We start from the raw sequence: 21,843 nt of genomic DNA on the forward strand, positions 1-21,843 counted from the left end.
GGCATCCTGCGCAGCCTCGCCTACAACGCCGCCACCGCCGCCGCCAGATCAATCACCTTCAAACCCATGTATCAGGCATTGCTCGCCAAAGGCTGGGCAACCACCCAAGCCTTGAACATCATTGCCAGAAAGCTCTTGCGCATCGCCTTCGGCGTATGGAAATCACGCAAACCCTTCGAGCGAGAACTCTTCCTCGCCAACCAGGCTTGCGTGAAACCATAGAATCTACGCATCCGCCTGCCCGTTCACCGCTTCGTACACCAGCGTCGCCAGCGTCAGGTCTTCCAGCGCGCTGCCTACCGCCTTGAACACGGTGATTTCGCCATCGTCGCGGCGCCCCGGCACCTGGCCCGCGGCAAGCTGGTGCAGGTTGCCGCGGATGCCGGCCGGCGTGAGCACGCCGGCGTCGAAGGCCGACAACAGATCGCCGGACTTGGTGGGCGCCTCATCGGTGTCCACGTAGACGGCGGTGCCGTCGAAGCAGGCCGTATCGGTTTCGCGCATGGCGGGCGTGAAGCTGCCGATCAGGTCCAGGTGCGCGCCCGGGCGCAGCCAGGCGCCCTGGATCAGCGGAACGGTGGACAGGGTGGCGCAGCTGATGATGTCGGCCTGACGCGTCGCGTCCTCCAGGTCGCCGGCGGCCTGGGCATCGAAGCCCTGCCCGCGCAATTGCCCGGCGAGTTTTTCGGCGCCGGCAGCCCTGACGTTCCAGACCAACACGCGCCGGATCGGCCGCACGCTGCGCATGGCCTGGGCCACCAGGCCGGCGATGCGGCCGGATCCCACGATCAGCAGCGTGTCGGCGTCGGCGCGGGCCAGGTAGTCCGCGCCCAGCGCGGCCGCGCCGGCCGTGCGATAGGCCGTGACCACGTCGCCGTCCACCTGGGCGATCGGCACGCCGGTGGTGGCGCTGTACAGGTTGTACGTGGCATGCAGGCCCGGCAGGCCCTGATGGGTGTTTTCGGGAAAGATGTTGATGATCTTCACGCCGAAATAGCCGCGATCGCTCCAGGCCGGCATGATCAGCGACGTGCCGTGGGCATTGCCCGACTGGATGGCATGGACGTGGCGCGGCGGCACCGTGGCGCCGTCGCGGAAGGCGTCGCGCAGGGCGGGAATGACGGCGTCGAAGGACAGGGCGTCGCGGGTCTGGTCTGTGTCGATGAAGCGCATGGGATCCGGGTCCGTCGGTCTGAGAGGGCTGGGGGCAGTCTAGCAGGACGCCGCCCGCAGCCCTGGCCGCGGGCCGGACTCGGCCGCGATGGCGCGGGCCGCGGTCCGTCAGGCCAGATCGATTTGCGCCACGGGCAGCGGGTCGCCCGCGCCGGTGCGCTCGACGATCAGACGGTAGTGCTGCGGGCTGCGGTGCTTGGCGAAGTTGAAGACGTGGTCGCGGAATGCCTGGCCCATGCCCAGGTCGATCTTCGCGGTGATCACTTCGTCTTCCTCGCCGCTGGCGCGCGCCACGATCTCGCCCGAGGGCGCCACGATCATCGAGCTGCCGATCATGTGGTGGCCGTCTTCGTGGCCGCACTTGGCGGCCGCGCCGATCCACACCGCATTCTGGTAGGCGCTGGCCTGCAGCACGATTTCGTGCGTCGTGGTGCGCAGGTGCGCGGGCTCGTTCCAGTGGATGTTCAGCGACGGCGTGTTGTAGCCCAGCACGATCAGTTCGGCGCTTTGCAGCGACATCACGCGGTAGGTCTCGGGCCAGCGGCGGTCGTTGCACAGGCACATGCCGATCTTGACGTCGTTGGTTTCCCAGACGCCGAAGCCCAGGTCGCCCACTTCGAAGAATTTCTTCTCCAGGTGCTGGAACGGCGCGTCGACCTTGTGGTCGGCATGGCCGGGCAGGTGGATCTTGCGGTACTTGCCGATGATCTTCGCGTTGCGGTCGACCAGGATGGCGGTGTTGAACTGGCGGCCCTCGGGCGTCAGCTCGGCATAACCCAGGTAAAAGCCGATGCCGAGTTCGCGCGCCGTGTCGAACAGCGGCTGCACGTCGGCGTTGGGCATGCTTTTTTCGAAGTAGCGCTCCACCGCCTCGGCGTCTTCCATCCAGTAGCGCGGAAAGAAGGTCGTCAGCGCCAGCTCGGGAAAGACGACGAACTCCGCCTTGCGGGAGGCGGCCTCGCGCATCATCTCGACCAGCCGGCGGACGACGGCCGCGCGGGTATCGGCGAGGTTGACGGCGCCCATCTGGGCGACCGCCAGGCCCATTTTGCGGGAGGGGGTTGCATGGCTCACGATGTAAATCTCCTGGTGTTCTTATCGCGCGGATGGCGGCGGGCAGGACGGAAAGCGCAAGCATGCATGGGCGGGGGAAAATCCGATACCGCGTCCGGGCCGGCCGGCGCCCGCCGGACAAGCGCCGGGGCGCGGCGGCAAAACCTTGATTCCATGCGGGATTTCGCGGGCGAGGCGATGCCGTCCCGGCGCCATGCATAACGCAGGATCATGGGAGGCATGCAAAGTTTTATATAGGGTTTCCCCGTAGCCCGGGGCTCAGAGCGCCTTGAAGGTCTTGAGATGGATGCTGGTCTCGGTGGCCGCGATGCCCTTGAGGGTGCGCAGCCGGTCCAGCACCTCGGACAGCTCATCGATGGTGGGCACGCGCAATTCGGCCAGCAGGTCCCAGCGGCCGTTGGTGTCGTGCAGGCCCGCCACGCTGGGCTCGCCCATGAGCAGGTTCACGATCTTGCGCGTTTCGTGGCCTTCCACGGCGATGCTCATCCACGCGACGATGTCCTCGGTTTCCACATCCGGGCGCAGGCGCACGGTATAGCCGAGGATGAGTCCCCGCTCCTCCAGTTTCCGGATGCGGTTGTCGATGGTGCCGCGCGAGACGTCCAGTTTCTTCGCGAGCGTGGCGACGGACAGGCGGGCATTGGCGCGCAACAGGCCCAACAGGTTCTGATCTAGCGTGTCCATTGTGAAAAGTGCTACCAAGCGCTGTCAGAATGACAGAATCTTAGCGTTTTGTGTGGATTCTTGTCACTAGGAATTGGTTTGCCCCTCCTCCAGAATTTCTGTTCCATAACTCGGGGAGAAATAAATGACGACGCTGCTTTCCACTTCCGATGTCGCGAAGATCGTGGCCCTGCAAGGCTCGGAACAGGTTTTTTCCAGTCTGCTGGACTATGTGCTGTCGGACTTTCTTCGATGGCAGGAATTCGACAAGAGCGCGCGGGTGGCCAGCCATTCCGCCACCGGCGTGATCGAGCTGATGCCGACCGCCGACAGCGAGTTCTACAGCTTCAAATACGTGAACGGCCACCCCGGCAACCCGCAGGCCGGCCTCTCGACCGTGATGGCGTTCGGCTCGCTGGCGCGGGTCGAGACGGGCGAGCCGCTGCTGATCAGCGAATTGACCCTCACGACGGCGCTGCGCACCGCGGTAACCTCGGCCCTGGCGGCGCGCGCGTTGGCCCGGCCCGGTTCGCGCAAGATGGCCCTGATCGGCAACGGCGCCCAGAGCGAATTCCAGGCGCTCGCCTTCCATTACCTCCTGGGCATCGACACCCTGCACGTCTTCGACGTGGACGCAGGCGCCACACGCAAGCTTGAAAACAATCTGGCCTCGGTGCCCGGCTTGCGCGTGGTGCGCTTCGACAGCACGGCGGACGCCGTGAAGGGCACGGACATCGTCACCACGGTCACCGCGGACAAGGCCTACGCCACCATCCTGACCGCCGACATGATCGAACCCGGCATGCACATCAATGCCGTGGGCGGCGACTGCCCGGGCAAGACCGAGCTGCACGCGGACGTGCTGCGCGCCGGGCCGGTGTTCGTGGAATACGAGCCGCAAACGCGGATCGAGGGCGACCTGCAGCAGATGCCGGCCGATTTCGCCGTGACCGAACTGTGGCGCGTGCTGACGGGGCAGAGCGGCGGCCGCGCGCGCGCCGAAGACGTGACCATCTTCGACTCCGTGGGGTTCGCCCTGGAGGATTTCTCGGCGCTGCGCTGGCTGAGCGATGCCGCCGCCCGGCATGGCGTGGGCACCCGCATCGAGGTGGCGCCGCGGATGGCCGACCCGAAGAACCTGTTCGGCGTCCTGCCCGCCTTGCGCGCCGTCCAGCCCGCCCTCGCCCGCGGCTAGCGCCGCAGCGGGCGGGCCGCAGGCCGCCCGTATACTGGCCCCACTTCTTCTACGCAGAGCAAAGGGGGCTGGATGACGTCCGCTGTTCGTCCGCTGCGCGCCGGGCTGGTCCTGGCGGCCGCAGCGCTGTTGTCGGGGGCCGGCGTGCCGGCCTCCGCGCAGGACACGGCGGCCGCCGCGGCGGCCCAGGCGCAGGCGCCGTTGTCTCCCTTCATGCGGCACATGGAGGACGCCCGCGCCCGGATCCGCGACGCCTCCTGGGCCGCCGCCACCGATTCGGCGCGCGCCGCGCTGGAGGCGGCGCGGCTCAATCGCAACCGCTACGAAATCTTCGACGCCGCGATGCTGCTGCTCAACCTGCTGCAGCGGCAAGGCCTGCACGCCGAAGCCCGCGCCGTGGCCGAAGCGCGGATCGAGGACTTCAGGGGCCTGGGCGACGACGACGGGATGGCCATCCTGTCGTCGCGGGCGATCGAAGCCGCCATGGCGGCGGGAGAGGCGCCCGCGGTCGCCCGGCTGCAGGCAGGCCTCATCGAGCGGGCCCGGCCCTATCCCGCGCTCTGGCAGGTGGAATCCGGCCAGCGCCTGCGCTATGCGCCGGCGGGCCTGTCGATGCCGCTGGTGCAGGAGGGTTGGGCCCTGCTGGGTTTCGAACCGGCCGGCGCGCGCGGCGACGCGGCGCGGCTGGACTATGCGCGGCGCCTGGATGGCGGCGGGCGCGTCGTGGTGCAGCTGCGCATCGGCTATATGGAGACGCTGCGCGGCCAGGACGGCGCGCAGCGCCTGGCCTGGCTGGAAAGCACCCGAAGCGAGCCGTACGGCGAGCAGGCCGCGGCGCCCGCCGCGGTGGCGGCGATGCCCGGCCTGCCCTACGAGAATCTGGCGCAGACCAGGTCCGCGCTGCGTTCCGGCCCCGAAGGCCAGGGCGTGATCGAAGCCGAGTGGTTGGCGGCGCGCGGCGATTGGCGCCTGCAGGTGCAGGCATCCTATCCCGAGCAGTCGGGGGTCGAGGCGCGGCGAGAGGCGCAGGCGCTGCTCGGCGCCATCGCCTGGGACCAGGAACAGCGCCTCTTCCGCGAGCGGGCGATGTCGGACCAGGCCGGCGCCATCGACGCCGAGTGGGCCATGGCGGGAGACTGGCAAGCGGCCGCCGAGCTGGCGCGGGCCGCGCTGCCCGACGCCGCCTTCCCGCAGGAGATCGCGCGGCTGCATACCGTGATGGGCACCGCCGCCCATGAACGCGGCGCGCTGGACGAGGCCCGCGGCCACTACGACATCGGGCTGGCGGCCTGGGCTTATGCCGGCAAGGCCTATCACGACGAGGTCCTGTACGAGACCGCGCTGGATCGCGCCGCGGACATCGCCTATCGCCAGGGCCGCGAGGACGAGGCCGTGGCGCTGAGCAAACGCTATATCGAATGGACGGGCGACCGGGACCGGGCCTGGGCCCTGGCCGAAGACCGGCCCGAACTCCGAAGCGCGCGCACCGGCCAGGCCTTGCCCCTGCGCATCGGGGATTTCCGCCTCAAGCCGATCGGCCCGAAACGATTTCAGTACGAGGACCTCAGGACCGGAACGTTGCTGGGCCTGTCGGTGGAGCAGAAGGCAGGCATCGGGGACGAGGCGCTGGAAGGTTCCATGCGTTCCTTCATGCGCGACCAGCTGGGGCTGGAGGCCGGCGGCGTGCAGGCCGTCGCCTTCGCGCCGCGCTTGCGGGAGGGCGCGACGGGCTCGCTGCACGGCCGGAAATGGGTGTTCGAGGTGGCGCCCCGCCAGGGCGACGGGCGCGCGCTGCGCCTGGACGGCAAGGCCGAAAACGGCGCCTTGGCGCCGGCCGGCATGGTGTTCTGGATCGTGGACCGGGGAGACAGCCGGTCCATCCTGCGCGCGCCGCTGGCCGCGGACGGCGGCGGCAACGCGCGCATCGAACAGGTGGCGCAAGCGCTGGCCTGGTGAGCCGCGCCCGCGCTTGCGCCGGGCGTGTCAGGCGCGGCGCGGGGCTTCAACCGGCGGCGTGCCCTCGTGGAACAGCGATTTCAGCTGCGTGCGCAGCTCCGGCGTATCCGTATGCTTGTGCACCGTGGTCGCGTGCTGCACGGCCGCTTCCAGCAGTTCGCCTTCGGAATCCGCCGCCAGCGCCACCGAGCAATTCATCTCGCTGGGGTACTCGCGGCAATCGATGTATTTGCGTGTCATGAACGTCTCCTTGCGCGCAGGCTCGCTGGAGCTTGCGCAATAGGGCATCCGACGCGCGGCGCGGGACGTCCTGGCCGGTGGCGCGTCGCACCGGCCGGGGCGATGGGAAAAGTATAGATCCGGCCGGGCCGCTCAGAAACTGACGCGCTGTTTCAAGGCCGCCGCGATCATGGCGATGTCGATGTCCTTGCCGGGGTTCTTCAGGCAGAAATCGTGCAGCACGGCCACGTAGGCGTTGCCCAGCAGCTTGGTGATGGCGCCGGCGGTGGTGGCGGCGATGGTGCCGCCCACCGCGCTGCCCGCGCCGGGGATGAACTTCAGGAGGCCGGACACCACCGAGCGCCCGATCAGCGTGGCGGCGGAGGCGCCCAGCGTGGAGGTCACCAGGGTGGTGATGGCGGCGGTGTCGAGCTCCATGCCGAACGTGATGCCGATCTTCGCGATCATGCCGACCTGGATGGGCACCAGCGCGAAGGCGTCCGAGAACGGGATGGGGGCGGCGGCGGCCGAGGCCGCCAGGCCGGCGGCCACGTTGACCTCTATCTCAGCCCGCTTTTTTTTTACTTCCAGGGCCTTCTTGTTGCGGGTCGACAGGGCGTTGGCGTAAGCGCGCTGCTGCGCTTCGGGGATGTGCAGCGCAGTCACTTCGATCAGCTTGTCCAGGCCCATCGGGGGCAGTTCCGCATCCAGTTCCTCGATCCATTCCGGCAGCGCGCGCACCGCCACCGCCTCCCTGGCGCGCGGCAGCAGCTTGCGGGCCTCGTCCAGGAACGCGCTGTTCTTGCGCGCCTTGGTCAGCACCGCCACCACCGGAATGCCGGCGTCGGCCAGCATGCCGCACAGCTCGATTTCCGCGTCCTCGACCCGATGGCTGCTGTCCTGGATACATAGCCAGGCGACGTGCAGGTGCCGATCCTGGTCGTCGGACGCGGAGCGTTCCCGGATCAGGTCGGCCAGCTCCCGGCGCGAGCGGTCGTAATCGGCGACCTCCAGGCCGCGGGTGTCGATGATGGTGAGCGGATGCCCGGCCTTGGTGAATTCCTGGGTGGATTGGGTGACGGGCTTGCCCGCGCCGGTCTTGGCCAGCTCGCCGCGAAACACGGCGTTGATCAGCGTGCTCTTGCCCACGCCGGTCTTGCCCGCGACCAGGATATTCACGCGCCCCGCGCCGCGCGTCGCGGTGCTGATGGCATCCGCGATCGCATCTTGCAGCTGGGGAGGGTCGTTGCGGGGCAGGCTCATGGGATGGGGGCGTGAACAGTCATGGGGACGATTCTAGCCAGAAAACCGCGCGGCCCAGGCCGGGCCGCGCGCCTTTCAGGCCTGGGCCGGCGCGCCGTACAGATGCGCCGAATCGGGGAAGGTCCGCGCCCGGACTTCCCCGGCATAGCCCTGCGCCGCCTGCTGGATGCGGGCGGCCAGGTCGTCGTAGCGCTTCACGAAGCGCGCGGTGCGGTCGAACATGCCCAGCATGTCGTCCACCACCAGCACCTGACCGTCGCAGCGGACGGACGCGCCGATGCCGATAGTGGGGCAGGCGACGGCGTCGGTGATCGACGCGGCCAGCGGCTCGACGACGCCCTCGATCACCAGGGAGAACGCGCCGGCCTCCGCCACGGCGGCGGCGTCGGCGGCGATGCGGGCATACTCCGCCTCGCCCCGGCCGCGCGCGCCGTATCCGCCCAGGATGTTCACGGCCTGCGGGGTCAGGCCCACGTGGCCCATCACCGGGATGCCGCGGGCCGACAGGTAGGCGACCGTCGGCGCCATGCTCTGCCCGCCTTCCAGCTTGACCGCGGCCGCGCCGGTTTCCTTCATGACGCGCGCCGCCGACCGGAACGCCTGCTCGGGGCTTTCCTCATAGCTGCCGAAGGGCATGTCCACGACCACCAGCGCCCGCCGCGAGCCGCGCACCACGGCGGCGCCGTGCGCGATCATCATGTCGAGCGTGACGGGCACGGTGGAAGGCAGGCCATAGATGGTCTGCGCCAGGCTGTCGCCCACCAGCAGGGCATCGCAATGCGGGTCCAGCAGCTCGGCCATGCGCGCCGTGTAGGCAGTCAGCATCACCAGCGGCTCCTGGCGCTTGCGGGCGCGGAAAGCGGGGACGCTCATCCGGGGCGTGCTGGCGGTCGCCGCGGCGGCGGACAAGGTGGCGGTCGTAGACATCGGTTTCCTCTTTCTCCAGGGTTGCGGGGCCATCGTACCGGAACGCCGGCGCCCGCGTGGCGCCCGCGCTAGCGCCGCCGGCCGGCGGCGAAGGCTAATCTTTGCGGCAAAAGGTAATTGAAAGTAGGGACGGCCAGGCGGCCACCCGGCGCGGGTCCGATACGAATGACCCGGTATGCACGCACTGGCTGCCGTGGCCGGCAAGCTATGGGCCGCGTTCGCCGCGCGGCGCGGCCCTCGTGCCGCCCGCGCGCCGGCACGGAATTGAGGGACGCGGCGCCGGGCGCGCCAAAGCGTTACATCTCAACGGTTTCTCTCGCGTTTGCGCGAGGCCGGCTGCGTAGAATTTGCCGCTCGTCAAGTTTTTTGCGGCATACGCGCAACATTGTCCATGCCTAGTTCCGGGCTCGTTCCCCGCCTCCTGCGTTCACGCCCCTTGACCAAGGGCTTGCGCTACTTCTATCGGTACACGCGGCCCCGGGCGTATCGGCACAATGAAACGCTGTGGCCGTTCGTGAAGGTGCGGCGCGACGCCGACGGCAAGCTGGAGGGCTGCGAGCTGCTCGGCGTGCGCGGCCCGGCCACCACGCCGCTGCAACAGCTGGCGCACTCCATCGCGGGCGATGCCCACCTGATCCTCAGCGGCCCTTCCGTGGCGCAGATCGACTACGCGCGCTGCCGCCTGGGCGCGGTGATGGGCGTCAATGGCTCCATCGCGCTGCGCCGGCAGCGGCCCTCGCTGCGTTTCGACTACTACGCGATGCTGGACGCCGGCTTCGTCAGGCACCGCCGCGATCTGGTGGCGGAGGTGCTGGCGCAGGACCTGACGCTCTTCGTCACGCCCGAAGTCTATCGCTGGATCGCGTTCCTGTTCGAGGGCCAGGCGGTGCGTTGCCGCATCGCGCTGTTCGAGGAAGTGCACCAGCGCGCCGCGCGGCCGCGGGCGCGTCCCGAGGAACTGGAAACCGAGCTGGCCCAGGATCCCGGCCTGGTGCTGTTCGACGCCCGCCATCCCATGCACGCCCACGGCTTCAGCCTGGATCCGACGCGCGGCCTGTTCGGCGGCGGCACCGTGGCCTACACCTCGCTGCAACTGCTCGCCTGGCTGGGCGCGAAGACTCTCTACCTGCACGGCCTGGACCTGACGGCCACCGCGGGGCCCCGATTCTATGAAAACGCGGCCGCGCAATTGCCGACCGCGCTGGACCGGCAGTTCGCCGGGCACATCGAACCCGCGTTCCGGCAAGCCGGCAGGCTGCTCAGCGCGCGCGGGATCAAGGTCTACAACCTGTCTCTCGCCAGCCGGCTGGGAAGCGACGTGTTCGAAAAACGCCACTGGACCTGCCTGCTGCCGCCGGAGGCGGCTGTGCCCACGCAAGTGAATGTGAACCCATGAAAATCCTGTACACCAATTTCCATCAAGGCGATGGCGGCGGCCACACGACTTACGTGATGTCGCTGGCCCGCATCCTCTGCCACAAGTCGGAAGTGACCGTGGCCGCGCCGGCGAGCAGCCGCCTGCTGGCGGAAGCGCGCGAACTGCCCGGCGTGCGCACCATCGCGCTGGAGTTCAAGGGCCGGCCGCTGGAGCAGTTGCGCGCGCTGCGCCGGCTGCGCACCCTGCTGCGCGACGAGCGCTTCGACGTGGTGCACGTCAACGGCTCGGCGGATCACCGGCTGTGCATGCTGGCGACCATGGGGATGGGCGCCCGGCGCCCCTTCATCGTCTACACCCAGCACACCGACCGCAGCGCCAACAGCCTGGGCGCGCGCGTGCGCGCCAAGTGGGGCACCAATCGCGTCATCTGCGTATGCAGCCACACGTTTCGTCGAATGAAGCAATCCGTGTTCCGCAACGAAGACCTGCGGATGGTGCACAACGGCGTCGATACCGAGAAATGCCGCCCCGCCACGCAACGGCAGGCGGCCCAGGCACGCGACAGCCTGCTGCCCGACGGCATGCAGGGCAGGCTGGTCATCGGCAGCAACGCCGGCACCGCCGTCTACAAGAACTGGCTGGACATGGTCGCCGCCGTGTCCAGCCTGCCGGCGCCGCAGCGCAGGCAGGTGGTGATCCTGATCGCCGGCAAGCTGCCGGACGCCGAGCAGATGCGCCGCGTCGAGGAACTGGGCATGGCCGACCAGGTCGTGTTCACGGGTTTGCTGGACGACGTGCGGCCGTTCCTGTCGGCGCTGGACGTGGGCTTCGTGCTGTCGTCCAAGCTGGAGACGATTTCCTTCGCCTGCCGCGAGATGATGGCCGCGGGCAAGCCGGTCATCGTCAGCGAAGTGGGCGGGCTGCCCGAGAACGTGACCGACGGCCGCGACGGCTGGGTGGTGCCGCCCGCGTCCGTGGACAGCCTGGTGCAGGCCCTGTCGCAGATCCTGGCCAACCGCGCCGCCGTGGACAGGATGGGCGAGGAAGCGCGCAGCACGGCGCTGAAAGAGTTTTCGCTGGCGACGTTCGTGGGCAAGACCGAAAGCGTCTACCGCGAAGGGCGCGCGCAGCAACCCTACCGGCTGCGCCTGACTTCCTGAGCGCGGCCGCCATGAAACGCCACGGGCCCGGCGCGATGCGCCGGGCCCGTGGAACCGCCGGGTTTCAGCGGGGCGCCGCGGTTCAGTAGTGGATCACCGTGCGGATCGACTTGCCTTCGTGCATCAGGTCGAAGGCTTCGTTGATGCGCTCCAGCGGCAGGGTGTGCGTGACGAAGGGATCCAGGTCGATCTTGCCGCTCATGGCATCTTCCACCATGCCCGGCAGCTGCGTGCGGCCCTTGACGCCGCCGAAGGCCGAACCGCGCCACACGCGGCCCGTGACCAGCTGGAACGGGCGGGTGCTGATTTCCTGGCCGGCGCCGGCCACGCCGATGATGATGCTCTCGCCCCAGCCCTTGTGGCAGCATTCCAGCGCCGCGCGCATGACGTGCACGTTGCCGATGCACTCGAACGAGAAGTCCACGCCGCCGTCGGTCATTTCGACGATGACGTCCTGGATCGGCTTGTCGTGATCCTTGGGATTGACGCAGTCGGTGGCGCCCATGGCGCTGGCGAGCACGAATTTGTTGGGGTTGGTGTCCACGGCGATGATGCGGCCGGCCTTGGCCTGCACCGCGCCCTGGATCACGGCCAGGCCGATGCCGCCCAGGCCGAACACGGCGACGGTGTCGCCTTCCTTGACCTTGGCGGTGTTGTGCACGGCGCCCAGGCCGGTCGTGACGCCGCAGCCCAGCAGGCAGACCTTCTCGTGCGGAGCGGCCGGGTTGATCTTGGCCAGCGAGATTTCGTTGACCACGGTGTATTCGCTGAAGGTCGAGCAACCCATGTAGTGGTACAGCGGCTTGCCTTCGTAGCTGAAGCGCGAGGTGCCGTCGGGCATGACGCCCTTGCCCTGCGTGGCGCGCACCTTCTGGCACAGGTTGGTCTTGCCGGACAGGCAGAACTTGCATTCGCGGCATTCGGCCGTGTAGAGCGGGATGACGTGGTCGCCGGGCTTCAGCGAGGTCACGCCTTCGCCGACCTCGACCACGACGCCGGCGCCTTCATGGCCCAGCACCGCCGGGAACAGGCCTTCCGGATCGTCGCCGCTCAGGGTGAAGGCATCCGTGTGGCAGACGCCGGTATGGGTGATCTGCACCAGCACCTCGCCGCGCTGCGGGGGCGCGACGTCGATTTCAACGATTTCCAGCGGCTTGCCGGGTCCGAATGCGACTGCTGCGCGTGATTTCATAGCTTTGCTCCACGAGTGTCAGGTGGCGTTACTTCAAATAGGAACGGACGAGGCGCATCAACAGGTCGATTTCCGCTTCGGGCTCGACCTTGGCCTCCCGCTGGGCGCCCTGGGCCGACTGCAGGAAGGTTTCCCGGAGGTGGCTTTCCAGCACCTCGGCCATCAGGCCGGTGGCGGCGCCTCGCAGGGCGGCCAGCTGCTGCAGCAGCGCCCCGCATTCCGTGCCTTCGTTGACGGCCCGCTCCAGCGCCAGCGCCTGTCCCTGGATACGGCGCAGGCGGGTGACGACGCGTTTCTTTTCTTCCGGGGAATGGGGCACGGCGGGCTCCGATAAATACAGGGGGGGAGTATACGCGCGGCGGCCAGCCGCGTCCAGGCGCGACGGTTCGTCTGTACCTGTCTATACTTTATCCCCGGATTTCCCCGCAGCTCAACGGTACAAGACAGGACGACCCGTGGCCTCCTCCCCGCCCAGATTGCCGGTACAGGCGAACGCCTTGCCCGCGCCGCTCTACGCGCAGGTCAAGCAGATGATTGCGCAACAGATACGCAGCGGCGCGTGGCCCGCGCATTACCGCGTGCCGTCGGAGGCCGAACTGGTGGACGAACTGGGCTTTAGCCGCATGACCGTCAACCGGGCCCTGCGCGAACTGACCGCGGAAGGCTTGCTGGTGCGCATGCAGGGCGTGGGAACTTTCGTGGCCCAGCCCAAGGCGCGCTCGGCGCTGTTCGCGGTCAACAACATCGCCGAAGAGATCGCGGCGCGCAATCACCGCCACCACAGCCGCGTCGTGCGCCTGGCCGAAGAGCCCGCGGGGGCCGAGCAGGCGCAGGCGCTGGAGATCCGCGCCGGGCAGCCGGTGTTCCATTCGCTCATCGTCCATTTCGAGGACGACGTGCCGATCCAGCTGGAAGACCGCTACGTCAACGTAAAGCTGGCGCCCGACTATCTCAAGCAGGACTTCGCGCGGAGCACGCCGTACGAATACCTGACGCGCGTTGCGCCGCTGACCGAGGGCGAGCACGTGGTCGAGGCCATATTGGCCAAGCCGCGCGAATGCCAGCTCCTGCAGATCGACCGCGCCGAGCCCTGTCTGCTGATCCGCCGCCGCACTTGGTCCGGCGAGCGCGTCGTCACGCTGGCCCGCCTGATCCACCCCGGCTCGCGCCACCGCCTGGAAGGCAAGTTTTCCAAATGAACCGCCCCGATGTCCGTCTCTACCGCGCCGCCGACTACCCGCGCATGCCCTGGCGCAACGGCGGCGGCACCACCCAGGAAGTCGCCTGCAATCCCGGCGGCGGCACGGCCGCGTTCGATTGGCGGCTGTCCATCGCGGACGTGGCCCAGGAAGGCGGGTTTTCCACCTTCTCCGGATACCAGCGCATCATCACCGTGCTGGAAGGCAAGGGCATGCAGCTCACCGTGGACGGATGCGAGCAGGCGCCGCTGGCACCGCGCCAGGCGTACGCATTTTCCGGCGATGCGCCCGTGCATTGCCGCCTGGTGGATGGTCCGATCCGGGACTTCAACCTGATCTACGCGCCGGCGCGCTATCGCGCGCGGTTCCAGTGGGCGGCGGGGGCCGGGCCGTGGACCTTCCACAGCGCCGCGCGCACGGTGCTGGTCCTGAATGCGGGCGGCGCCTTGTCGCTGCGGGTCGACGGCGTCGAGCACGCCGCGGCAGGGCGGTACGACTGCCTGCACGTCGAAGGCCGGCCGGGCCTGGCCGAGTACCGGCTGGACGGCGCGGGGGGGCTCGACGCCTGCGTCATCGAGCTTTCCTCCCGCGCGGACTGAGCCTGCCTGCCGCGGCCGTTCCGGCCCCGGAAACACTCGTTTTCATACGGGAAATCCCTGACGGAAAACCGGTATTTCCAGCTTGTATATACAAGCATATGGGACCTATGATTCGGTCAGACCCCGCGCGGATGTCGAGCGTCCGCGGATGAACCGAACGAGGAGACCGTCTTGGACCAACCGACCCGACACCGCGATGGCGTCATCCGCGCGCCGCGCGGCAATCAACTGACCGCCAAGAGCTGGCTCACGGAAGCCCCCTTGCGCATGCTGATGAACAACCTGGATCCGGACGTCGCGGAGAATCCCCAGGAGTTGGTGGTGTACGGCGGCATCGGCCGCGCCGCGCGCAATTGGGAGTGCTACGACAAGATCGTCGAGGCCCTCAAGGCGCTCAACGAAGACGAGACCCTACTGGTGCAATCGGGCAAGCCGGTGGGCGTGTTCAAGACCCACGCCAACGCGCCGCGGGTGCTGATCGCCAATTCCAACCTGGTGCCCAACTGGGCCAACTGGGAACACTTCAACGAGCTGGACGCCAAGGGCCTGGCGATGTACGGCCAGATGACCGCGGGCAGCTGGATCTACATCGGCAGCCAGGGCATCGTGCAAGGCACGTACGAGACCTTCGTCGAGGCGGGCCGCCAGCACTATGGCGGCGACCTCAAGGGCCGGTGGGTGCTGACGGCGGGCCTGGGCGGCATGGGCGGCGCGCAGCCGCTGGCGGCCACGCTGGCCGGCGCCTCGTCCCTGAATATCGAATGCCAGCAGAGCCGCATCGACTTCCGCCTGCGCACCCGCTATGTCGACGAGCAGGCCGCGGACCTGGACGATGCGCTGGCGCGCATCGCCCGGTACACGAAAGAAGGCCGCGCCGTTTCCATCGCGCTTTGCGGCAACGCGGCCGACATCCTGCCCGAGCTGGTGCGCCGCGGCGTCAGGCCGGACCTGGTCACCGACCAGACCAGCGCGCACGATCCCCTGAACGGCTACCTGCCGGCCGGCTGGACCTGGGAAGACTACCGCGTCCGCGCGCAGCGCGAGCCCGCCGCCGTCGTCAAGGCCGCCCGGCAGTCGATGGCGGTCCACGTGCGGGCCATGCTGGCTTTCAAGCGCCAGGGCGTGCCCACCTTCGACTACGGCAACAACATCCGCCAGATGGCCAAGGAAGAAGGCGTGGACGACGCGTTCGATTTTCCGGGCTTCGTGCCGGCCTACATCCGCCCGCTGTTCTGCCGCGGCGTGGGGCCGTTCCGCTGGGCCGCGCTGTCCGGCGATCCGCAGGACATCTACAAGACGGACGCCAAGGTCAAGGAACTGATTCCGGACGACACGCATCTGCACCACTGGCTGAGCATGGCGCGCGAGCGCATCAGCTTCCAGGGGCTGCCGGCGCGCATCTGCTGGGTGGGCCTGGGCGCGCGCGCCAAGCTGGGACTGGCCTTCAACGAAATGGTGCGCACGGGCGAGTTGTCGGCGCCCATCGTCATCGGCCGAGACCACCTGGATTCCGGCTCGGTCGCCAGCCCCAACCGCGAAACCGAGTCCATGCGCGACGGCTCGGATGCCGTGTCCGACTGGCCGCTGCTCAATGCGCTGTTGAACACCGCCAGCGGCGCGACCTGGGTGTCGCTGCACCATGGCGGCGGCGTGGGCATGGGTTTCTCGCAGCACTCGGGGATGGTGATCGTGTGCGACGGCACGGACGAAGCCGCCGCGCGCATCGCCCGCGTGCTGACCAACGATCCGGGCACGGGTGTCATGCGTCACGCGGACGCCGGCTACGACATCGCCATCGAATGCGCCAGGGAGCAAGGCCTGAACCTGCCGATGATCACGGGCGCGCGCTGAGCCGGCGCCTTCATTCCGCCAACCCGCGTGGGGCGGTCTTCGGCCCCACGCCCATTTCGAGGCAATGCGATGGCTTTGGACAATGAAACAGGGCCCGCGCCGCTCCTGGAGCGGCGTTCCATCGACTACATTCCTGAATCCGAGCGGCACGGCAGGCTCTATAGCCAGTTCACGCTCTGGATGGGCGCCAACCTGCAGATTACCGCCATCGTCACCGGCGCCCTCGCCGTGGTGCTGGGCGGCGACGTGTTCTGGTCGCTGATCGGCCTGTTCATCGGACAGGTGCTGGGCGGCGCCGTAATGGCGCTGCACGCGGCGCAAGGGCCCAGGCTGGGCCTGCCGCAAATGATCTCCAGCCGCGTGCAGTTCGGCGTGTACGGCGCGGCGATTCCCATCGTGCTCGTCTGCCTGATGTACCTGGGCTTCACGGCCACGGGCGCGGTGCTGTCGGGCCAGGCGCTGGGCCAGCTCTTCGGCGTCAGCGATACCGCCGGCATCCTCATCTTCGCGGCTGTCATCGTCGCGGCCACGCTGTTCGGCTACCGGGTGATCCACATCATCGGGCGGGTGGCGACGGTGCTGGGCATCGTCGCATTCGTGTACCTCTTCAGCCGCGTGATCGCGGTGGGCGACGTGGGGCAGCTCCTGCAGATCCGGCATTTCAGCTGGAGCTCGTTCCTGCTGGCGGTTTCGCTGGCCGCATCCTGGCAGATCGCCTATGGCCCGTATGTGGCCGACTATTCGCGCTACCTGCCCAGCGCCACGTCGCCGGTGAAGACGTTCCTGGCGGTGGGACTGGGGTCGGTCATCGGCGCGCAGATCGCGATGGTGCTCGGGGTGCTGGCCGCCGCCATGGCGGCCGGCCAGTTCGCCGGACGCGAGGTGGCGTACATCGTCGGCCTGGGCGGAACGGGGACGATGGCGGCGCTGCTGTATTTCAGCATCGCGTTCGGCAAAGTCACGATCTCCACGCTGAATTCCTACGGCAGCTTCATGTGCATCGCCACGGTCGTGAGCGGCTTTCGCGGCTCGGTCGAGATCACGCGCCGGCAGCGCACGGTGGCGGTGGTGCTGATCGTGGGCATGGCGACCGCCGTGGCCTTGCTGGGCCAGCATTCGTTCCTGAACGCCTTCAAGTCCTTCATCCTGTTCCTGCTGGCGTTTTTCACCCCCTGGAGCGCGGTCAACCTGGTGGACTATTACTGCATCAGCCGCGAACGCTACGACGTGCCCGCGCTGTCGGATCCGGACGGGCGCTATGGGCGGTGGAACCTGCCCGGCATCCTGGTCTATGCGTTCGGCGTGCTGGTGCAGATGCCCTTCATCTCGACCAAGCTCTACACAGGCCCCATGGTCGAACGGCTGGGCGGGGTGGATATTTCATGGATCATCGGACTGGTCGTGCCCGCCGTGCTCTACTACCTGTTCGCCCGCCGCGACGCGCGGCCCGCGGCCCGCGAGCCGGCGCATCGTGCCGGGAAACCGGCCTAGGAGACCTCTAATGGATCTGCATCTCAAGCCCGGACGCCTGACGCTGTCCGATCTGCGGCGCGTGTACCAGGAGCCGGTGCGCCTGACGCTGGACGCGAGCGCCGCGGGCCCCATCGACGACAGCGTGGCGACGGTCGAACGCATCATTGCCGAGGGCCGAACGGTGTACGGCATCAATACCGGATTCGGCCTGCTGGCCTCGACGAAGATCGCGCGCGAAGACCTGGAGGCGCTGCAGACCTCGCTGGTGCTGTCGCATGCCGCCGGCGTGGGCGAGGCGCTGGACGACGCCATGGTGCGGCTGATCATGGTGCTGAAGATCAACAGCCTGGCGCGCGGCTATTCCGGCATCCGCCGCGCCGTGATCGACCGCCTGATCGCGCTGGTGAATGCGGGCGTGTACCCGCATATTCCCTTGAAGGGTTCGGTCGGCGCGTCGGGCGACCTGGCGCCGCTGGCGCATATGTCGCTGGTGCTGCTGGGCGAAAGCCGCGCCCGCTGCCAGGGCGAATGGCTGCCCGCCCGGGAAGCGCTGGCGCGCGCGGGCCTGGCGCCGCTGTCGCTGGCGGCCAAGGAAGGCCTGGCGCTGCTCAATGGCACGCAGGTCTCCACGGCCTACGCCCTGCGAGGCCTGTTCGAGGCCGAGGACCTGCTGGCCGCGGCGCTGGTCTGCGGCAGCCTCAGCGTGGAAGCCATGCTGGGCTCGCGCGCGCCGTTCGATGCCCGCATCCACGCGGCGCGCGGCCAGCCGGGCCAGATCGACGTGGCCGCCGTCTACCGCGAACTGCTGACCGAGGACAGCGAGGTCGGGCATTCGCACGCGAACTGCGGCAAGGTGCAGGACCCCTATTCCCTGCGCTGCCAGCCGCAGGTGATGGGCGCCTGCCTGACGCAGATCCGCCAGGTGGCGCAAGTGCTGGAAATCGAATCCAACGCCGTATCGGACAACCCGCTGGCGTTCGCCGAACAGGGCGACGTGGTGTCGGGCGGCAATTTCCACGCGGAGCCGGTGGCGCTGGCGGCCGACAACCTGGCATTGGCGCTGGCCGAGATCGGCGCGCTGTCGGAGCGCCGCATTTCGCTCATGATGGACAAGCACATGTCGCAGCTGCCGCCGTTCCTGGTGAGCAACGGCGGCGTGAATTCCGGCTTCATGATCGCCCAGGTCACGGCCGCGGCGCTGGCCAGCGACAACAAGGCGCTGGCGCATCCGGCCAGCGTGGACAGCCTGCCGACCTCTGCCAACCAGGAGGACCACGTCTCCATGGCGCCCAACGCCGGCAAGCGGCTCTGGCCCATGGCCGAGAACGTCCGCGACATCCTCGCGATCGAGTGGCTGGGCGCCTGCCAGGGCCTGGATTTCCGCGAGGGCCTGAAGACGGCGCCCAAGCTGGAACATGCCCGCGCGCTGTTGCGCGGACGGGTGGCGCACTATGAGCGGGACCGCTTCTTCGCGCCCGACATCGCCGCCGCCAGCGAACTCATCGCGGCGCGCGGCCTGACGGCGCTGATGCCGGCCGGGCTGCTGCCCAGCGCGTGAGACGGAGGAACGCATGAGACAGGTCTGGCGCAATTGCCACGCGGCCACGATGGCGGGCGGCAGGTATTCCGCGATCGAGCGCGCCGCCATCCTGACGCGCGACGAGCGCATCGAGTGGATCGGCCCCGAGGACGCGCTGCCGCATGCCGACGGCGCCGCGGTCCATGACCTGGGCGGGGCCTGGGTCACGCCCGGCCTGATCGACTGCCATACGCACCTGGTGTTCGGCGGCGACCGCAGCCGGGAATTCGAGCAGCGGCTGCAAGGCGTGGACTACGCCAGCATCGCGGCCCAGGGCGGCGGCATCGCCAGCACCGTGCGCGCCACGCGCGCCGCCCGCGAGGACGAACTCTACGACGGCGCGCGAAGACGGGCGCTGCAACTGCTGCGCGACGGCGTGACCACGCTGGAGGTGAAGTCGGGCTATGGGCTGGACCTGGCCAGCGAGCGCAAGATGCTCAGGGTGGCCCGCCGCCTGGGGCAGGCCTTGCCGCTCACCGTGCGCGCCACCTTCCTGGGCGCGCACGCGCTGCCGCCCGAATACGAAGGGCGGGCGGACGACTATGTCGGCGAAGTCTGCCGCATGCTGCCCGTGCTGGCGGCCGAAGGGCTGGTGGACGCGGTGGACGCCTTCTGCGAGCACCTGGCGTTCTCGCCCGCGCAGGTCGAGCGGGTGTTCCTCGCCGCCCGGCAATACGGCCTGCCGGTGAAGCTGCATGCCGAGCAATTGTCCTCGCAGCACGGCGCCACGCTGGCGGCGCGTTATGGCGCGCTGTCGGCCGATCACCTCGAATACCTGACCGAAAGCGATGTCCTGGCCATGGCCCGGGCCGGCACCGTGGCGGTGCTGCTTCCCGGCGCCTTCTATGCCTTGCGCGAGACGCAGCTGCCGCCTGTCGGCCTGCTGCGCCAGCACGGCGTGCCCATCGCCATCTCCAGCGACCTGAACCCCGGCACTTCGCCCGCGCTGTCGCTGCGGCTGATGCTGAGCATGGCCTGCACGCTGTTCCGCCTGACGCCCGAAGAGGCGCTGGCCGGCGCCACCCTGCATGCCGCGCGGGCGCTGGGCCTGCAGGCCAGCCACGGATCGCTGGAGGCGGGGAAAGTGGCGGATTTCGTGGCGTGGGAAGTGGGGCATCCCGCGGAACTGGCCTATTGGATCGGCGGCGACCTGCCCCGGCGCGTGGTGCGGCATGCGGCGCTGGCGCACGTCACGGCGGCGCGGTAGGCGCGGCGGCCGCAGCCGGTAGAATGGCAGCCGGCCGCCTCCTGCCCGTCCGGGCCGCGCGGGCGAGCCTCTGCCTCTACCCGGATCCATGAACTCGACCCCCTCCCTGCAAGACTTGCAGCAGCAAGCGTTGACGGCCTTTCGCGACAACCGGCTGCAGGATGCCCGCTCCCTGTTCGAACAGCTGCTGGCGGCGGACCCCGACAGCGCCCGCGCGCTCGAAGGGCTGGCCTACGTGGCCGCGAGGCAGGACGATTTCGCGCAGGCCGCGGACTGGTTCGACCGCGCGGTCAAGGCGGGCCCGGCCTCGCCGGACCTGCTGCGCGACGCGGGCATCGCCAGCAAGAATGCCGGCAGGCCGGCCGCCGCGCTGGCCCATTTCCAGGCGGCGCTGAAGCGGGCGCCCGAGCAACTCGCCTATTACGGCGAAATCGCGGATCTGCAGGCGCGCCTCGGCCAGGGCGACCAGGCCGTGGCCCTGATCCGCCATGCCCTGAAGCTGGCGCCCTCGTCGCCGGCCCTGCACTACACCCACGGCAAGCTGCTGGGGCAGGCGGGCCGGTTCGACGAAGAGTTGCAGGCCTATCAGCGCGCGCTTTCGCTCAAGCCGGATTTCGTCGATGCCCACGTCAACCTCGGGGTGGCGCTGCGCGACATGCGCCGCTTCGACGAGGCGCTGCGCAGCTTCAAGAAGGCGATCGCGCTGGATCCGGAACACGCCGGCGCGCGCAATAACCGCGCCCAGACCAATCTGATGCTGGGCAATTTCGAGCATGGCTGGCGCGACTACGAATGGCGCTGGCGCGACGGCGGGCAGCGCCACGATTTCGCAGGCAAGCCCTGGCTGGGCGAAACCGGCCTCGCGGGCAAGACGCTGCTGGTGCACAGCGAGCAGGGGCTGGGCGATACGCTGCAATTCGTCCGCTACATCGAGCCGCTGTCGCGCGCCGGGGCGCGGGTGGTGCTGCGCGTGCAGCCGGCGCTGCTCCCCTTGCTGAAGGACCTGCCCGGCGCGGCGGCCGTGATCGGCGCGGACGCGCCCGTCCCCGAGTACGACCGCCACGTGCCGCTATTGAGCCTGCCGCTGGCCTTGCGTGAAACCGCCGTCCGCTCGGTCGCGCCCTATCTGGCCGCGGATCCGGACCGGGCCAACCGCTGGGAAGCGACGCTGGCGGGGCGCGCGGCCCGGGGCAAGCGCATCGGTCTGGCCTGGGCCGGCAATCCCGCGCATCCCGACGACGCGAACCGGTCCACGGCCTTTACGCAATGGGCCGGCGTGCTGGCGACGCCCCACACGTTCGTCTCGTTGCAACGCGACCTGCGGGAAGCGGACCGCGCGCCGCTGGACGCCGCCGGCCAGGTCTTCCAGGCGGGGCCGCTGCTGACCGATTTCGCCGAGACCGCGGCCCTGGTGAGCAGGCTGGACCTGGTGATCACGGTCGATACCGCGGTCGCCCATCTGGCGGGCGCGCTGGGCGTGCCGACCTGGGTGCTGCTGCCGCATACGCCGGATTGGCGCTGGGGGCTGGATCGCGCCGATACGCCCTGGTATGCGTCGGCGACGCTGCGGCGGCAGGCGGCGCGCGGCGACTGGGCGGCGGTGTTCGAAGGCCTGGCCCGGGACCTCGCGGCAGCCTGATCCGGACCAGTGCGCGTCCGAAACGGACGACTTCCGCGCCGCGGCCGCTACGCGCGTTGGCGGCGGGCTACGATCCGGGCTCAACGGCCGCCTGCG

19 protein-coding genes and 1 pseudogene are annotated in these 21,843 nt (G+C 69.1%); 12 read left to right on the top strand and 8 right to left on the bottom strand.

Annotated features, from left to right (window positions below; all coding sequences use genetic code 11):
• Nucleotides 1-222, top strand: a pseudogene (locus ADE01S_RS31785) (hypothetical protein); the annotation flags it as partial.
• Nucleotides 223-225: 3 nt separating this feature from the next.
• On the opposite strand, the gene lhpI reads toward ADE01S_RS31785, so the two are convergent.
• The 3 genes from lhpI to ADE01S_RS10450 form a co-directional block, all read right to left on the bottom strand.
• Nucleotides 226-1,173: a bifunctional Delta(1)-pyrroline-2-carboxylate/Delta(1)-piperideine-2-carboxylate reductase gene (lhpI, locus tag ADE01S_RS10440; RefSeq protein ID WP_062681629.1), complete on the bottom strand. Its 948-nt coding sequence runs from the start codon at nt 1,171-1,173 to the stop codon at nt 226-228.
• 108 nt (nt 1,174-1,281) lie between these two features.
• Nucleotides 1,282-2,220: an N-carbamoyl-D-amino-acid hydrolase gene (locus ADE01S_RS10445; RefSeq protein WP_172600290.1), complete on the bottom strand. Its 939-nt coding sequence runs from the start codon at nt 2,218-2,220 to the stop codon at nt 1,282-1,284.
• Nucleotides 2,221-2,505: 285 nt separating this feature from the next.
• Nucleotides 2,506-2,931, bottom strand: a complete 426-nt coding sequence (locus ADE01S_RS10450; protein WP_062681631.1) for an Lrp/AsnC family transcriptional regulator — start codon at nt 2,929-2,931, stop codon at nt 2,506-2,508.
• 124 nt (nt 2,932-3,055) lie between these two features.
• On the opposite strand from ADE01S_RS10450, the gene ocd reads away from it, so the two are divergent.
• Nucleotides 3,056-4,105, top strand: coding sequence for an ornithine cyclodeaminase (gene ocd, locus ADE01S_RS10455; protein WP_062681632.1), 1,050 nt, complete (start codon nt 3,056-3,058; stop codon nt 4,103-4,105).
• Between the two features lie 72 nt (nt 4,106-4,177).
• On the top strand, nt 4,178-6,061 hold the full coding sequence (locus tag ADE01S_RS10460; RefSeq protein ID WP_062681633.1) for a hypothetical protein: 1,884 nt from the start codon (nt 4,178-4,180) through the stop codon (nt 6,059-6,061).
• A gap of 27 nt (nt 6,062-6,088) precedes the next feature.
• Here the strand turns inward: ADE01S_RS10460 and ADE01S_RS10465 are convergent, their stop codons facing one another.
• From ADE01S_RS10465 to panB, 3 genes are all read right to left on the bottom strand, one after another.
• The gene (locus ADE01S_RS10465; RefSeq protein WP_062681634.1) at nt 6,089-6,301 is read right to left on the bottom strand and encodes a DUF1059 domain-containing protein; all 213 of its coding nucleotides are present in this window, start codon (nt 6,299-6,301) and stop codon (nt 6,089-6,091) included.
• Between the two features lie 132 nt (nt 6,302-6,433).
• The gene (locus ADE01S_RS10470) at nt 6,434-7,543 is read right to left on the bottom strand and encodes a YcjF family protein (protein WP_062681635.1); all 1,110 of its coding nucleotides are present in this window, start codon (nt 7,541-7,543) and stop codon (nt 6,434-6,436) included.
• A 75-nt stretch (nt 7,544-7,618) separates the two neighbouring features.
• The gene (panB, locus tag ADE01S_RS10475) at nt 7,619-8,470 is read right to left on the bottom strand and encodes a 3-methyl-2-oxobutanoate hydroxymethyltransferase (protein WP_062681636.1); all 852 of its coding nucleotides are present in this window, start codon (nt 8,468-8,470) and stop codon (nt 7,619-7,621) included.
• A 436-nt stretch (nt 8,471-8,906) separates the two neighbouring features.
• Here panB and ADE01S_RS10480 point away from each other — a divergent pair, with 436 nt between their 5' ends.
• Nucleotides 8,907-9,866 carry a WaaZ-like lipopolysaccharide core biosynthesis protein gene (locus ADE01S_RS10480; protein WP_242663460.1) on the top strand — a complete coding sequence of 320 codons (960 nt, stop codon included), beginning with the start codon at nt 8,907-8,909 and terminating at the stop codon, nt 9,864-9,866.
• Nucleotides 9,863-11,008, top strand: coding sequence for a glycosyltransferase family 4 protein (locus ADE01S_RS10485; RefSeq protein WP_062681638.1), 1,146 nt, complete (start codon nt 9,863-9,865; stop codon nt 11,006-11,008). The genes ADE01S_RS10480 and ADE01S_RS10485 overlap by 4 nt, the downstream gene beginning before the upstream one ends.
• 82 nt (nt 11,009-11,090) lie before the next feature.
• Here ADE01S_RS10485 and ADE01S_RS10490 read toward each other — a convergent pair whose 3' ends face one another.
• Nucleotides 11,091-12,200, bottom strand: a complete 1,110-nt coding sequence (locus ADE01S_RS10490; RefSeq protein ID WP_062681639.1) for an S-(hydroxymethyl)glutathione dehydrogenase/class III alcohol dehydrogenase — start codon at nt 12,198-12,200, stop codon at nt 11,091-11,093.
• Between the two features lie 28 nt (nt 12,201-12,228).
• A complete protein-coding gene (locus ADE01S_RS10495) occupies nt 12,229-12,519 on the bottom strand; it encodes a metal-sensing transcriptional repressor (protein WP_062681640.1) in 291 nt (96 codons plus the stop codon).
• Nucleotides 12,520-12,655: 136 nt separating this feature from the next.
• Here ADE01S_RS10495 and hutC point away from each other — a divergent pair, with 136 nt between their 5' ends.
• The 7 genes from hutC to ADE01S_RS10530 all read left to right on the top strand — a co-directional run bounded on the left by hutC (nt 12,656) and on the right by ADE01S_RS10530 (nt 21,747).
• A complete protein-coding gene (gene hutC, locus ADE01S_RS10500) occupies nt 12,656-13,399 on the top strand; it encodes a histidine utilization transcriptional repressor HutC (RefSeq protein ID WP_172600272.1) in 744 nt (247 codons plus the stop codon).
• Nucleotides 13,396-13,998: a HutD/Ves family protein gene (locus ADE01S_RS10505; RefSeq protein ID WP_062681642.1), complete on the top strand. Its 603-nt coding sequence runs from the start codon at nt 13,396-13,398 to the stop codon at nt 13,996-13,998. Before hutC ends, ADE01S_RS10505 begins: the two co-directional genes overlap by 4 nt.
• A gap of 171 nt (nt 13,999-14,169) precedes the next feature.
• Nucleotides 14,170-15,849: a urocanate hydratase gene (gene hutU, locus ADE01S_RS10510; RefSeq protein ID WP_062681643.1), complete on the top strand. Its 1,680-nt coding sequence runs from the start codon at nt 14,170-14,172 to the stop codon at nt 15,847-15,849.
• A gap of 69 nt (nt 15,850-15,918) precedes the next feature.
• The gene (locus ADE01S_RS10515; RefSeq protein WP_062681644.1) at nt 15,919-17,340 is read left to right on the top strand and encodes a purine-cytosine permease family protein; all 1,422 of its coding nucleotides are present in this window, start codon (nt 15,919-15,921) and stop codon (nt 17,338-17,340) included.
• A 10-nt stretch (nt 17,341-17,350) separates the two neighbouring features.
• Nucleotides 17,351-18,880 carry a histidine ammonia-lyase gene (hutH, locus tag ADE01S_RS10520; protein ID WP_062681645.1) on the top strand — a complete coding sequence of 510 codons (1,530 nt, stop codon included), beginning with the start codon at nt 17,351-17,353 and terminating at the stop codon, nt 18,878-18,880.
• A gap of 13 nt (nt 18,881-18,893) precedes the next feature.
• Nucleotides 18,894-20,108: an imidazolonepropionase gene (gene hutI / locus ADE01S_RS10525; protein ID WP_062681646.1), complete on the top strand. Its 1,215-nt coding sequence runs from the start codon at nt 18,894-18,896 to the stop codon at nt 20,106-20,108.
• A gap of 88 nt (nt 20,109-20,196) precedes the next feature.
• Nucleotides 20,197-21,747, top strand: a complete 1,551-nt coding sequence (locus tag ADE01S_RS10530; RefSeq protein WP_075873435.1) for a tetratricopeptide repeat protein — start codon at nt 20,197-20,199, stop codon at nt 21,745-21,747.
• The last annotated feature ends 96 nt before the right edge of the window (nt 21,748-21,843 follow it).

This window comes from Achromobacter denitrificans NBRC 15125, assembly GCF_001571365.1.
GTDB classification, from domain to species: domain Bacteria; phylum Pseudomonadota; class Gammaproteobacteria; order Burkholderiales; family Burkholderiaceae_B; genus Achromobacter; species Achromobacter denitrificans.

Bases quoted from the DNA above. Each gene is read 5' to 3' on its own strand.
- ADE01S_RS10460 (WP_062681633.1), top strand. From the start codon at position 4,178: ATGACGTCCGCTGTTCGTCCGCTGCGCGCCGGGCTGGTCCTGGCGGCC.
- ADE01S_RS10485 (WP_062681638.1), top strand. From the start codon at position 9,863: ATGAAAATCCTGTACACCAATTTCCATCAAGGCGATGGCGGCGGCCAC.
- ADE01S_RS10450 (WP_062681631.1), bottom strand. From the start codon at position 2,931: ATGGACACGCTAGATCAGAACCTGTTGGGCCTGTTGCGCGCCAATGCC.
- ADE01S_RS10530 (WP_075873435.1), top strand. From the start codon at position 20,197: ATGAACTCGACCCCCTCCCTGCAAGACTTGCAGCAGCAAGCGTTGACG.
- hutI (WP_062681646.1), top strand. From the start codon at position 18,894: ATGAGACAGGTCTGGCGCAATTGCCACGCGGCCACGATGGCGGGCGGC.
- ADE01S_RS10515 (WP_062681644.1), top strand. From the start codon at position 15,919: ATGGCTTTGGACAATGAAACAGGGCCCGCGCCGCTCCTGGAGCGGCGT.
- lhpI (WP_062681629.1), bottom strand. From the start codon at position 1,173: ATGCGCTTCATCGACACAGACCAGACCCGCGACGCCCTGTCCTTCGAC.
- hutH (WP_062681645.1), top strand. From the start codon at position 17,351: ATGGATCTGCATCTCAAGCCCGGACGCCTGACGCTGTCCGATCTGCGG.
- ADE01S_RS10505 (WP_062681642.1), top strand. From the start codon at position 13,396: ATGAACCGCCCCGATGTCCGTCTCTACCGCGCCGCCGACTACCCGCGC.
- ADE01S_RS10465 (WP_062681634.1), bottom strand. From the start codon at position 6,301: ATGACACGCAAATACATCGATTGCCGCGAGTACCCCAGCGAGATGAAT.
- ocd (WP_062681632.1), top strand. From the start codon at position 3,056: ATGACGACGCTGCTTTCCACTTCCGATGTCGCGAAGATCGTGGCCCTG.
- ADE01S_RS10445 (WP_172600290.1), bottom strand. From the start codon at position 2,220: ATGGGCCTGGCGGTCGCCCAGATGGGCGCCGTCAACCTCGCCGATACC.
- ADE01S_RS10470 (WP_062681635.1), bottom strand. From the start codon at position 7,543: ATGAGCCTGCCCCGCAACGACCCTCCCCAGCTGCAAGATGCGATCGCG.
- ADE01S_RS10490 (WP_062681639.1), bottom strand. From the start codon at position 12,200: ATGAAATCACGCGCAGCAGTCGCATTCGGACCCGGCAAGCCGCTGGAA.
- panB (WP_062681636.1), bottom strand. From the start codon at position 8,470: ATGTCTACGACCGCCACCTTGTCCGCCGCCGCGGCGACCGCCAGCACG.